The 12,591-nt window shown below is 66.7% G+C and carries 9 protein-coding genes and 1 pseudogene; 2 read left to right on the forward strand and 8 right to left on the reverse strand.

Annotation, left to right across the window (positions count from 1 at the left end):
* Positions 1-146: 146 nt before the first annotated feature.
* Positions 147-579: pseudogene (locus ACZ60B_RS39075) on the forward strand (transposase); the annotation flags it as partial.
* Between the two features lie 104 nt (positions 580-683).
* Here the strand turns inward: ACZ60B_RS39075 and ACZ60B_RS39080 are convergent.
* On the reverse strand, positions 684-1,931 hold the full coding sequence (locus ACZ60B_RS39080) for an MFS transporter (protein ID WP_469395891.1): 1,248 nt from the start codon (positions 1,929-1,931) through the stop codon (positions 684-686).
* Positions 1,932-2,273: 342 nt separating this feature from the next.
* Between ACZ60B_RS39080 and ACZ60B_RS39085 the strand changes: the two genes are divergently transcribed.
* Entirely contained in the window at positions 2,274-2,636 is a 363-nt protein-coding gene (locus tag ACZ60B_RS39085) for an NUDIX hydrolase (protein ID WP_469395927.1), read from the forward strand.
* Between the two features lie 50 nt (positions 2,637-2,686).
* Here the strand turns inward: ACZ60B_RS39085 and ACZ60B_RS39090 are convergent, their stop codons facing one another.
* From ACZ60B_RS39090 to ACZ60B_RS39120, 7 genes are all read right to left on the reverse strand, one after another.
* Positions 2,687-2,956: a hypothetical protein gene (locus ACZ60B_RS39090; protein WP_469395894.1), complete on the reverse strand. Its 270-nt coding sequence runs from the start codon at positions 2,954-2,956 to the stop codon at positions 2,687-2,689.
* 33 nt (positions 2,957-2,989) lie between these two features.
* The gene (locus ACZ60B_RS39095) at positions 2,990-3,382 is read right to left on the reverse strand and encodes a lipase family protein (RefSeq protein ID WP_469395896.1); all 393 of its coding nucleotides are present in this window, start codon (positions 3,380-3,382) and stop codon (positions 2,990-2,992) included.
* 65 nt (positions 3,383-3,447) lie between these two features.
* Entirely contained in the window at positions 3,448-7,434 is a 3,987-nt protein-coding gene (locus tag ACZ60B_RS39100; protein WP_469395897.1) for an SAV_2336 N-terminal domain-related protein, read from the reverse strand.
* A gap of 4 nt (positions 7,435-7,438) precedes the next feature.
* A complete protein-coding gene (locus tag ACZ60B_RS39105; protein ID WP_469395900.1) occupies positions 7,439-8,434 on the reverse strand; it encodes an AAA family ATPase in 996 nt (331 codons plus the stop codon).
* Entirely contained in the window at positions 8,434-10,584 is a 2,151-nt protein-coding gene (locus tag ACZ60B_RS39110; protein ID WP_469395902.1) for a VMAP-C domain-containing protein, read from the reverse strand. Before ACZ60B_RS39110 ends, ACZ60B_RS39105 begins: the two co-directional genes overlap by 1 nt.
* A gap of 19 nt (positions 10,585-10,603) precedes the next feature.
* The gene (locus tag ACZ60B_RS39115; RefSeq protein WP_469395904.1) at positions 10,604-10,909 is read right to left on the reverse strand and encodes a trypco2 family protein; all 306 of its coding nucleotides are present in this window, start codon (positions 10,907-10,909) and stop codon (positions 10,604-10,606) included.
* Positions 10,910-11,449: 540 nt separating this feature from the next.
* On the reverse strand, positions 11,450-12,445 hold the full coding sequence (locus ACZ60B_RS39120) for a hypothetical protein (protein ID WP_469395907.1): 996 nt from the start codon (positions 12,443-12,445) through the stop codon (positions 11,450-11,452).
* Positions 12,446-12,591: the final 146 nt, after the last annotated feature.

Consider the following 12,591-nt stretch of genomic DNA (forward strand, 5'->3'; position numbering starts at 1 on the left):
CCAGCGGACGGAGGATCTCCCACTCCGGATCGGACAGATCCGTCGAGTAACGGGTACGCAGCCCGCACACCCCAGCCCCCGAAAGTGCGACACCATCCCGCTACCAGGCAACTTGCCCGCTGACAGGCTTTTCAGACGCCCTCTAGATCAACGGACGCAAGCGCACCTGGTCGTCGACACGAAGGGCCTGCCGCTGTTCGCCATGGTCACCCCAGCCGACATGACCGACCGCGAGGCGGCCAAGGAAGTCCTGTTCCGACTGCAGCTGATGCACCCGGAGATCACCATCGTCTGGGCCGATTCCGGCTATGCCGGACAGCTCGTGACCTAGGCGAAGAAGCACCTCGGGCTGACCCTCAAGACCGTCAGTCGGCCGCCGAACCCCCCGGGTTCGTCATCCTGCCGCGTCGTTGGGTCGTTGAGAGGTCGCTCGCATGGATCATGCACGCCCGCCGTCATGCCCGTGACTGCGAACGGTTCGTCCAGCACTCGGAATCGTTGATCACTTGGGCTGCGATCACGCTGATGACCAGGCACATCACCCGCTGGACCTCCCGCCGAAGCGGACAGGCGCCCTCCCGCGAGGCCAACCGGGACTGATCGTTCTCAAGTTCACGGTCGGCAACTCCACCTACCGGCCCGGACTCCCGGCCGGGAGTCCGCTCTCCCACGAACTGTCGAGCTCAGCCAGGCACCGGGTCTTCGGAGGCGGGCAGCGGTTCTGCTGTTTTCGGTGCCAGGGCGCGGACGGAGGGGGTGGCGACCATGGTGAGGGTGGCGAGGAGAATGAGAGCGGCGGCCGCGTAGAGGGTGGCATGGAGCCCGAGAAGGACTACGGCGGGCCCGGCGGCGAACTGGGCGAGCGGGAGCGCGAGGTAGGAGCCAAGATCGTCGTAGGCGTAGACGCGGGCCAGGCGGTCCTCGGGGATCTGCTCGTTAAGCGTCGAGTACCAGGCGACGCCGGCCTGCTCGATGCCCACGCCCGCCACGAAGTTGGCCACGACCAGCACCCAGGTATGCGGGGCGAGCGCGAGCAGCAGCGGGGTCATCGCCGTCAGGCCCATCAGCGCGCAGCCGGTCAGGATCGCACGCCGGGGTCGCCAGTACAGCGACAGCATGCCGCCGGCGACCGCGCCGAGTGAGGACGCGGCGACGGCCAGGCCCCAGCCGGTACGGCCGATTGTGGTGGTGTCGGCGACGGCCGGCCCCAGGACGGTGAAACAGGCCGTGAGGCCGGCGTTGAGGAAGCAGAAGGCCACCACGATCACGCACACCCAGGTGCGGGAGGTGAACTCCCGCCAGCCGATCCGCAGTTCATGCACCACGCCGGGGCTGGGCGCGGGCGGTGCGACCTGGACGCGGACCAGTGCGAAGGACGCGGCGGCGAGCGCGAAGCTGAGGGCGTCGACGGCCAGGCCCCAGCCGGGGCCGACCGCGGCGACCAGTACGCCGCCCAGCGAGGCACCCAAAATCGCCGCGCTGCTGCCCGCGATGCGGGAGAGCGAGAGGGCGGCGCGGCGGGACTCGGCCGGCACGGTCTGGGGCAGCAGGGCCTGGGCAGCGGGCTGGTAACAGGAACTGGACGCCCCGTTGACCGCGGCGAGCAGCATGAGCAGGGGGATGGCGGCGTTGTGGGTGAGGACCAGGGCGGCGACCACCGTCTGGCTCGCGGCGCTGACCACGCTGCTGCCGACCAGCAGCGGGCCGCGCGGCAGCCGGTCCGCCAACACTCCGCCGTAGAGCAGGAAGAGGATGCCGGTGAGGGAGTGGGCGCCGACCACCAGCCCGAGCGAGCCGACCGAGCCCGTGGCATCCAGCACAGCGAAGGCCAGGGCGATCGGCGCCACTCCGTTGCCGAGCAGGTTGGCCGTCGTACCGATAAAGAGGTGACGGAACGGGCGGTAGCGCATAGGCGCCAGGGCGGCAGACATGCGCCTGATCGTCGGGACTGGGCGGCACGCCCGTCAACGGGTTATACGGGGCCGGTGGCTGCCTCGCGCCCGGCGCAGAAGTGCGGCAGCCGGGCCGCGTGCTCCAGCGCGGCTCGCAGGTCGGCGATGTGCCGTTCGAAGCCGTTCGCCGACCGGTCACGACCGGGAACCTGTCATGTCAGCCTCAGGAACAGGCACTGACGAAGACCAGGTGCCCGCCTTCAAGAACCTCTAGGGTCTGTTGCGAAAGTAGATCTTGATGCGGCTAGAGTTCCGCTCCGGCCGCAATCTGGCGTGGGAGGGATCGGGCCGGTGGGTAGTCGCACGCAGATCCGCGTTTCTGTGTATGGGATCGCGGTGGAGGACGATTGCCTGCTCTTGGCTCGGTTGTCGGATTCTTCACCGATCTTCACGCCTGGGCTGTGGCACCTGCCAGGCGGAGGGATCGACCCGGGTGAACAGCCAGTGGAAGCTCTGGCTCGGGAGCTTCGCGAGGAAACAGGACTTGAACTCGGGATCGCTCATGTCCGATTCGGCGGGAGGCTGCGCGGAACAGGACTCGCCCCACGGCGAGCACCTCACCGCGCGGCCGACCCAACCGCCTGGCTCCACCAGTTCCAACGACTCCGGACCCGCTATGAACGCCGCGGCGACCTCCACCAAGGCCTCCTGGAGCTGACCTGCGGCATCATCTACCTGCGATGACTCCGCACCTCAATCTGAAATGATCAGTCAGGACGCGCATCGGACTTGGATCAAGTCGTAATGGCAAGTTCGACGAGGTGCCGGGCTGTGTCAACAGGGTCGATGATCTGATGGAGGTGTGCGCTGGGCAGGTGTGCCACATGCCAGCCACGCTCGCGTGCCTCGGCGGCAACGTCGTTATACGGAGGGCCGAACAGCAAGTAGGAGCAGGGATGGTCATCCCAGTCGTCGGGGACCGGGATGTGCTGCTCGTAGTAGGACAGCGGCAAGGTGGGCTGCTCCTCAATGGCTGTCTGCCGCACTATCGGATCAGAGAACATGGGTGCGACGTCTGCCTCGTCCCACCAGTCGGTTCAGTGTGGCAGCCTGCCGTTCACAGCCATCGGGCGAAGGAACTCCAGTAATTTGGGTGAGGCGACGGGGGTCAGTCCGATTCGGGACGGCAATGCGGCATCGACGAAGATCGAGCTGGTCACCGGATGGTCGAGGCCCGAGCGAATCGCCGGGAGGAACAAGCCTCCGTTGCTGTGTGTCACCAACGTGACCGGGCTGCCAGCCGAGACCTGCCGGAGGCTGTCGCGGACGGCGCTGACGATACGAGGCCAAAAGGGCGGAGCACCGGAGCCTATGTGCAGCAGGGACGGCACCCGCACCTGGTATCCCGCCGCCGTCAGGTGTTCGGCCACAGGGTGCCAGGTCGAGGGACCCAAGGACGGACTGTGCACGAGAACGAAGATCGGCTGCATGTGACGATCCTGTCGCCCATGCCATCGAAAAGGCGACGGTCTTGGCCGACAGCAGAACACTGCGCTTACACGCCTTCGTCGCCCTCGGGGATGCGGCGTGCTAGTTGCTGCTGCAAGGTGGTGGCGCCTGCGCGTGCGGCGTTGCGGGCGAGGATTTGGCGGCGCTCGGGAGGGGTGGCGGTGTGCAGGCCGTCCCCGACAGAGGTGAGGTAGACCTCGGCGGCCAGCCGGGCGGACTCGGTGCGTGCGTGCTTCAGGTGGGGTGTGAGGCCCTCGGGAACGGCGTGGACAAGGTACTCCGCGTCGCCCAAGACTTCGTCGAGCCGCCCAGCCTGGGTGGCGTGAAATGCCAGATGGGTGAGGACATAGGGATGGGCGTGGGACCAGTCGCGGGTGGCGTCGCTGCGATGCGGCACCTGGCTGGTCAGGACATCGGTGAAGGCCGTGTGGATGGCCTGTGCGTCTTCTTCACGCAGGAGTTCGGCGAGGGCTTGGTGGTAGAGGCGGTAGACGGAGTGGCCGGATTCGACGGTCTCTATCACATAGGAGCCGGCTGTGCTGCGCAGCCACAGAAGGTCATCGTCGGTGTAAGCCCGGCCGGCGATCGCGGAGGCCAGGGGGGCCCAGATGTCCGCCCAGGGCAGGCCCTGCCCCTGGGCGAAGGCCAGAGGGCGCAGGAGGTCGGTGGCGAGCTGGGCGGTGGTGCCGAGGCGGTTGTTGAGGTCGATGAGCATGGCCTGCCCGGGCAGATGTGGCAGGCCTGCAAGCCAGGCAGGGTCCGAGGGATCGCGCACGACGTGCTCGGCTGCGGCCAAGGCGCTCGCGGTGATACGGGCGACGAGGAACGACCTGCCGGCAGCTTTGGTGATTGCCTCCGCCACGGGCGGCACCGTCTCGGGGCTGTGCCGGTAGGGCGAGGCCGGGTGGGCTTCGAGGAGGGTGCGAGCGATATATGCCTGCAGCGCCGCGGGATCGGCGTAGAGGGGATCGTCGAGGTCGATGACCCGTGTGGAGTCGATGTCTAGATGGTTGAGTAGGAAGCGGCGGGTGCCGAGCAGAAACCGGATCCGTCCGTTCGAGTGGTTGATCAGTGGGCGCAGGATTTGTGTGCACAGGGTGTTGGGGGTGGCGGCCTCGTCCAGGGCGTCGAGGAGAACAGTGAACGGCCGCCTGTTGTCCCGCGTATGCAGCGCTTCGAGGATTTCGCCGACGGTGTCAGCACGTACCTTCGCTGCGGCGGCCAGGCCGGCTAAGACGTCGGTGTCCGTGAGGTGCTGTGCGTACATGGCCACATCGACTACTCCCAGGCCCGGCACCAAATCAGGAGCGAGGCCGAGAGTGTCCACGGGCACGGTAGCGCGCAGTTCGGAGTCGGTAAGGGCGGCGATCAGGCCGAGCACGGCGGTTTTGCCGGAGCCGGGGTCCCCGGTGACCACCTGGCAGGCCGGCCCGGCGGTGTCATTCAGCCAAGCGGTGAGGTCGGCGAGGGCCCTGTGGCGGCCGCAGAACCACCAGCTCGGGCTGCCATTGTCGTGATGACCCATGGCACGCACCAGCAGACGTCGGCTGAGTTCCGTCGTGCGGCGCCGGGCTTGTGCGTCGAACTCCGAGGCTTGCTGGATAAACAGGTTCACATCGGTGAGCGGAAGGCTGTGGCGAGGGTTGGACAGAAAGGCGGCCGGTTCCCCGGTCAGGCCGATTTCGGACAGGCTGATGCGTTGGAAGCCAGGCCGCTCGGGGTGGTGGTTCATCTGCTGCACCACGGCGGACAGCGACAGTGTGTTCGGGGCATACCCAGCCGTGGCGCTGCTGCCGACAGCCTCGGCGAGCAGACGGGGGAAGAGACCAGCCACGGACAGCTCGTGCGGCTGAGCGGAGGACACGATCGACAACCCGGAGCCGGCGCCCCGCCCCCAGAACGGATTGTTCCGCACGAATGGCGCCGCGGCCACGTCAAGGCTGCCTTGCCCAGCGTAACTAGTATCCAGGAGCAGTAGTAGCCTCCGCACTTTGGTCCCCTGCAGTATCGCCCGGGCTAGTTCCACTGTCGGCAGCGCGGTGTAGGAGATGTCGTCGGGATCGGTGTCGGAGAGCAACAGCATGTGCTCACTGCCGTCTTCCAAGACCTCCCCGTGACCCGAGACGTATACCGCCACCAGGTCGTCCTCGCGCCGGTCCGGCGACCTACAGAACGCCCTTAGTTGGTCGACGAGTTCGACGCGGGTGGGATCCAGGCCGGGTGTGGGGTGATGCTGGTAGCCCAGCTTGTGCGTGAAGAGGTCGATGATGCGCTCGCGTGCCGGCACCAAAGCCGGCGTGTCCCACTCCGGGCACCTGAGATATTGAGAGACAGCGGTGGCGATTAGGAATCGGCGCGGCTCTTGAGCGCTTTCCCCGGTGCGGGGTGCTGAGACCGACCGGAGACGTGTGTTGTCCTGTTCGCGTTGACCGCTAGAATCCGGAGCTTTCTGCGTAATCGTGGGCACGCCCAGACGATGCAGCAGCCGGGTCTTCATTAGGGCGAAGGACCTGTCGGGCGTGCCCACGATGGCCGGTCCGTTTAACTGGCTCACCCACGCTGTGAAGTTCGGAGAGCGGCCCACGCCGCTCTCCATGTGGTCGGCGATTGCCCGGGTGGTGCGGTGCAGTTCGCGTGGAGGAAGCACGCTCAGCAGAACACGGCGGGTGTCTTCGGGGAAGTCGAAGCGCTGTTCGTGCGGTAGGCGAGCTGGGCGCTCGGAGTCGATCTGGTGCATTAGACCGCCGAGGAAGACCTCCACGAGGTGCCCGAGGTCGGTGGGAGGGCCCAGTGCGTTTTGGACGAGGCGCATCACCGGCGGGCTGACCGGAGCGACAGCCGCTAGGTGTGCGGCCAGCCGGTAGGCCTCCGGGGATGCGGCAGCACGGAAACGCAGTACGGCTTCCGCTCCTTGGGGGTGACGGGTGTCGACATAGGGGCGGGCGGGAAGGGCCTGGCCACCTGTCCAGAGGGGGAGTTGTGCGGTAGCGCTGGGCGAGGCGATCAGGCGGCACCATTCAGCGATGGCGGAGGGCGAGGGATCAAGGACCGGAATGGGCACGGACGTGAACGAGACCAGGTCAGGTGGCAGGACTGGATCAGTGACGTGCCAGGCTGTGTTCGGGCCGCCACGGCGGCGGGTGGTGATCTGCCATGGCTGGGCCGCGACGCCGGAGCTCGCCCAAAGGCGTGGAGGCAGGGCGTGGACGAGAACGGTGGGGCCCTGTGCGGCCCAGAAGTTGAGTGCCTCGCGCATCCGGCTGTCCCACCAGGCGTCGCCGACGCCGTCGCTGACGACCATGACGAGAGTGTCTCCGGTGGGGTCACTGATTCCCGCGGGGGGTAGGCGGGCCTTCTCGCCTCCGTACGGGTGGTTGCTGAGCAGCGGGGCTCGGGTGCTGCGGGTGTCGAGTCCGTAGACGCGGACGTCCCGAAAGGCGCCGGCGCGTTCCATCAGCATGCGCACGTCGGCGGCGAGTCGCTGCCAAAGGACCATGGAGACTCCGTCGTCGACCAGGAGGGCGAGAGAGAGCCAGCGGGTTCGCGCGGGGCGGGTGATGGTTTCTGGCAGGCCGGTCTCGGCCATGGCAGCCACGGTACGTGCGATGTCGATCTCGTGGCGGCGGCGGTCGGGGAAGCGCTGCCGCAAAGGACGCAGGGATTTACCGAGCCGCAGTTCGCGAGAGCCGAGCAGGCGATGGTCGGGGACGCGGATCGGGAGCGCTCTGCGAGTCGCGTCCGCCTCCTCGCTCGGGTTTGACTCGGGTGCCGCGTGCAGCGGAAGTTCCGGTCCGGGGCCTGACGGCGCTTGTGATGGCGACTGCTCGGCAGGAGGGGCGCTGCCCTGGGTCGCGGGGAACGGACCCTTGTGGCCACGGTTGGGCTGCCGTGAGGATGCGCTGAGCGTGAGTGCCTGTGCCAGTGGGTCGGTGTCCTGGGGCAGGGTCTTGGCCAGCCACAGGATGTCGAGGAGTTCCTCGTCGGAGACGTCTACGCCGCTGTCTTTCAATACGTCCCTCAGGCGCCCGAGCATGCCGTCAAACCGCCCCGCCGAGCTGATGCAAAACGGCGTCGAGGAGACGGTCGGCGTCGAGGTCGACGCCGCCCTTGCGCAGGAAGACGGCGTTGAGGAGCTGATCGGTGGCGAGATCGCCGGGCGCGCGACGGTTGAGGAATTCCTCCAGCAGGTCGTGGATGTCGTTTAGTGCCTCGTAGCCGAGGTGTGCGGCGACGATCTCCCGCAGGCGCTGTGCGTCGGGCTCACGAAGGTCCAGGCGGACACAGCGCCTGAGGAAGGCGGGCGGGAAGTCGCGTTCGCCGTTGCTGGTGATGACCACGACGGGGAACTCCCGGCAGCGGATTCGCCCGCGGGCGACTGGTGCGGGGGCATCGGGGTCGTCGGTCTGGACATGCACGGGGGAGTGGTTGTCGGGTAGGCGGGTGAGCTCTGGGATTTCGAACTCGCCTTCCTCAAAGACGGTGAGCAGGTCATTGGGCAGATCGACGTCGCCTTTGTCCAGTTCATCGATGAGCAGCACTCTCGGGCGTTCCTGGGGAATGAGGGCGTTGCCAAGGGGACCCAGGCGGACATACTGGCCGATGCCTGGTTCGGAAACGTCCGGAGTGGGGCGAAGGTTGGCCTCGCGGAGCCGGCCGATGGCGTCGTACTGGTAAAGAGCGTCCTGCAAAGTGGAACGGCTGTTGACCGGCCAGTGCAAAACGCGGCCGAGGGCGAGTTCGTGCGCGATGGCGTGGGCGAGGGAGGACTTTCCGGTGCCGGGGTGCCCGGTGACAAGGAGGGGCCTGCGCAGGTGGAGAGCCGCGTTGACGATGTCGGCTTCGGCGGAGTCGATGAGGTAGGGCCGGTGCAGGGTTGACTGTTGCCCTGACGACGGCTCCTCCAGAGGAAAACGACGCCAGGGTGGCGCAGGCGGAAAGGTGACCTCGCGGCAGGCCCCGTCGCCGCGAAAGAGCCGCCAGTCGCTGCTGGCGGCCCCGGCGCGGTCGTGGCCTTCGGGGTGTGGGGTGGTCATCAGGTGTGGGCTCCTCTCCGGGGGTCCCTCAATTGCAGCGACTGGGGCTCCTGAAGCCGACAGACCTCTTCCCACAAAAGAGCAGGGCGGGCTGACCCCATCTCCGGGAAGTCGAAGGCTTCGCCCCGAAAGACGCGCACTCGCTCGGGCAGATCGGCGAGTGGTCCGGTGGGATCCAACGGCTGAAGCCTTGATGCATCCTCGTAGCCAACAGCCTCGCGATCCCACAGTACAACCGGAACGCCATACGCCAGGCAGAGTTCCAACAAGGCCGTTCGCTCTTCATAGGGGCCGTGAAGGATCACTTGGGTGGCGTCGCGGTGACTGGTCTCCAGCAGTCGTCTGACACGTTGCCGAGTGCCGCAGTCCTCGCTGATGACAAGTGGGCTTCGGTGTCCGCTCTCCCGGCGCCGGCGATGTTCGCGCTCGCGGCTTTTGACCAGAGTGCTCATCTCAGGACAGCTAAGGGTGATGCAGAACTCGGCGCCGATCGGCTGGTCGGGCACGAAGTCGTTGGGTGCACCCGGATTCCATTCGTCAACAGGCAGGTGAAGTCCCTTGCGGTCGACCAGGACAGTCACCCGCGGGACGTGTGGCAACTGACCGGGCTCGTTAGCTGCTGTTTCGACGGCGTCGCGCAGGCGTTGGGCTACTTCCTCGGGGGTCTTTGGGGTGCTCTCCGCCTCGTGGAGGGGGGTCTGGGAGCCGTCCGCCCGGGAGAGCAGGATACGAAAGAAGTAGCCCTCCTTGGGCGCTGCGCGATCGTGGGTCAGTTCGAGCAGGACCTGCGAGATCGGCGAGGGTTCCTGGGCAGCCCAGCGGTTGGCGTCGGTGCGACGCTCACTAAGTACCGGAGGGTGGATTCCGGTGCGGGTGGCCACACGGTCAGACCACCTGCGCAACGCTTGCCTACCCTCCTGCCCGACGGCAGCGGCCACGTATTCGACGAGTCTCAACAGGGCTGGCACCTGTGGCGTTCCGTCCGGTACATGCTCACTGTCGGAGAGGGTCTCCATTTCGTCGACGACCTGTTCGAGGTCTTCGGTGGAGAGGTAGGTGTGGGCGAGGGGGTTGGGCAGCACCGAGTAGCGCAGGCTCTCCCGTGCAGCGCGGGGCAGCAGGGCGGGGTGTTCCTTGCAGATGCCGCGCAGCAGGCTCAAAAGGAGCTCGTACTCCTCCAGGGAAAGCAGAGAGCCGAGCCCGGCAGCTCGGGCATGAGCCAGGAGCGTCGTCAGTCGAGCGCGTGCGTCTTCGCCAACGGCGGCCTGAGCCACAGTGCTGCTGAGGGTGGCCAGGGCACGGGGGTGGACCGACAGCAGGGCCACGAGGTCGGGGACGGACGGGGCGTAGTCGGCGGGTATCCGGTAGCCGAGGGCGCGGGCAAGCGCTCGGGTGTGAACCGAGCAGGTCCCCGGGTCCCCGAGTAACGGCCACAGAAGCTGTTCCAACTCTTGCTCGATCGGCAGGCGTTCGGCTGGGGGTCGGGCCGTCGGCAAGATCGCGCCGATCTTGGCCAGTTGTGGCGGACCGTCGGCGTACTGTTGCAGCGTGGTCTGGAAGCCGAGGTCTTGAGTGAAGGCACGCGCGGGGCAGGCGCGCAGGCGACGGTTGCCATAGGACTGGTAGTCGTGGATCACCACACCCACGAGGTGATCCTCGCAAAAGACCGCGGCTCCGGACGCACCTCCCCATGGTTTGCGGCCGTTGGCCACAGGATCGGGCGCGGGCTCCTGGTCGAGGACGTAGAGGTCGCGAGCGCCTGCGGACAGCGGGGGGAGCACGCCTCGCAGGTGCTCGGCGTCGCGGCCTTCGTCGGTCGCAGTGGCCAAAGGGAAGCCGAGTCCCTCGTAGCGCAGTGGCGCCTTGCCGACAGGATGCCCCCATCGGACGACACCCGGCATCTCCACCTCGGTGTGGATGTGCAGGAGTGCAACGTCCAGACCCTGCGGATGAGTCCAGACGAGGTCAGCCCGACTGGAGACGGTATTGCCCTCGCGTGGGTGCCCCACCCACACCCGGATCTGCGGCCAGGGGGCACCAGTGTCTTTGTCTGTGAGGACGTGGCCAGCGGTGAGAACCAGGCGCGGAGCGATCAGATAACCCGAGCCGACACTGCGGCGTTGCTTGGCGGTGCCGCTGCGAATCAGCACCAGTCTGCGAGGGTCCACCTCACCAGGTCCCGGTGTCGTCGTCGTTGATGTCGGGGCTGGTGCCACCCGCGGCTCGGTCTCGGACAGACAACTTCAGTGTCAGCTTGTGGGTCTGGGTGGTGGAGCGCTCGCCGCCCGCGCCGGCGGTGGCAACGCTGAAGTTCAACTTGCCTTCTGCCCTGCCGGTGTTGCGTAGCTCGAGCAACAACTCCAACTGAGCCTCTTCGATACCGAAGGCGAACTGCTGGTTGGAGCCGCGAGCTTGAGCCTCGTAGAGCTCCTGACGCAGCTCCTCGATTGCCGCAGCCAACCCGATGCCTGACATCCTTGCCGCCCCCTGTTGTTCTGGCTGCTGCCTTGCACTGACAAGCCGTCATGCTACTGCCGGAGCAGTTCGAATTTCCTCTGTATGACAGTGTCTGAGAATTGATGAAATGCCCACGGTCAAGGGACTCCAAGCGTATCGATGTACAGAAGATCGGATGGCGCCCTCTTGCCTGCCCCCACTGAGGTGGGCCGGGGTCAACGCGCAGTGGACGCAGGCTCAGGCTGGTACCGGGCGGCCTGAACAGTGGAACGGGAGGTGTTGACCGATGGCTGCCATTGCGATGGGCGCTGCCCTCATCCAGGAGTCCATCAAGTGGCCTTGTCGCTACGAGCGGCGGGTCACCGCCGGCATCGGTGACCGAGCGGCTGACCAGCCCGTCCCGTGCGCCACGACGGCTTGCTTGAGAGCACAGCCATCGCCGACGATGGTGTCGATACGTGCGGGTGAGGCGGCCCGTATGAGGGTAAGGCGCGCAGCCGAGCTCGCTGCGGCCAGTCCCTTATATCGCCAGCATCGGAATCCTGTGGGGACGCCCGATCAGGAGTCGTAGCGCTTTGTCACCACAGTCGTCGTCCCCGCGAGCGCTGCGTCTACCGGAGTCTGGGCCCACTGAGCAAGCAGCAGCGGCTTCTCCTCCACGGACTTCAGCAAGTGCGCGACCTCGTCGACGTCCGGTGCAACGGGAAGGGCACAGCCGATCACGGTGCTGCCCGTCGCACTGCTGTGCTCCCCGTACTCCTCGTTGGGGTCGTCCGGCTCCCAACGCCCAACCTCGACCTCCCAGCACCCTTGGCTATCGCCAGGCTCCGGCGCCTGGATTGTCATGTAGAAACCGTCGGAGTTGTACGGCTCGGCGAAGAGCTCGCAGCTGGGGTCGTCCAGTGTGGCCCATATTCCGGTGCACCGGGAGTGCGCTGTGACCAGCACACGGAGGCCGGCGACAGCCTTCTCGCGCTCCTCCGCAGTGAGCCCTGCCTCACGGCGGTCGAGGCGTTGGCGGGTTTCGTCGCTCAGAGTATCGATTCCGTCGTCATGCTTTACGAAGGGATGGGCGAACTCCCAACAACGCGTCTGCTCCGTCTCGGGTTGCGAGGAGGTTCCCGAGAAGTCATCAAGCGCCGCACACAACTCGGCTTTTTCTACCTCCAGTTCGCAGTAGATTGCCCGACGGACCGTATCGGGCACTCCCGTTAGAGCGTTGTCCAGATCGGCCAACGCCTGGTGAAGCCGCAGACAGACGTACTCGTACCAGAGACTGTGGGTGCCACAGAGGAGATCAGCACGGGCGGCAGCCTGCGTGAGTGCCGCAAGGTGCTTGCGCGGGTAGTGGTCCGCACGCTGTCCCCGGCAGTCGTGGACACTGACAGGGACGGTGGCGAAGGCAGAGATTCGATTGAGGGCGTCGACGATCGGTATGGCAAGGCGCGGGTCGCCCAGGCTCGTCACAGTCTTGGATTCGACGCCGTCCGGACCCTGGTAGGTCGCCAGGACCTGGGTCTTCCCACGGTTGGCGTGCTGAGAGTAGATGGTCAAGGGGATGCCTTTCGCCCGCCCGGCATGCAACGGCCGGACAGGAGGGGTGCGCAGGAATAGGAGGAGGTGGTGGCGAGGGTGCTTTCCGACGCTCCGTACCTCAACGTGACTGGTGGTGGCCCAGGTACTTTCCCAGGCTCCTTGCC

It is taken from the genome of Streptomyces sp. NPDC104096 (assembly GCF_055584385.1).

What these genes read in the sequence shown, in the direction of transcription:
- ACZ60B_RS39080 (WP_469395891.1), bottom strand. Translation starts at nt 1,931, where the DNA reads ATGTCTGCCGCCCTGGCGCCTATGCGCTACCGCCCGTTCCGTCACCTC.
- ACZ60B_RS39090 (WP_469395894.1), bottom strand. Translation starts at nt 2,956, where the DNA reads ATGTTCTCTGATCCGATAGTGCGGCAGACAGCCATTGAGGAGCAGCCC.
- ACZ60B_RS39095 (WP_469395896.1), bottom strand. Translation starts at nt 3,382, where the DNA reads ATGCAGCCGATCTTCGTTCTCGTGCACAGTCCGTCCTTGGGTCCCTCG.
- ACZ60B_RS39100 (WP_469395897.1), bottom strand. Translation starts at nt 7,434, where the DNA reads ATGCTCGGGCGCCTGAGGGACGTATTGAAAGACAGCGGCGTAGACGTC.
- ACZ60B_RS39105 (WP_469395900.1), bottom strand. Translation starts at nt 8,434, where the DNA reads ATGACCACCCCACACCCCGAAGGCCACGACCGCGCCGGGGCCGCCAGC.
- ACZ60B_RS39115 (WP_469395904.1), bottom strand. Translation starts at nt 10,909, where the DNA reads ATGTCAGGCATCGGGTTGGCTGCGGCAATCGAGGAGCTGCGTCAGGAG.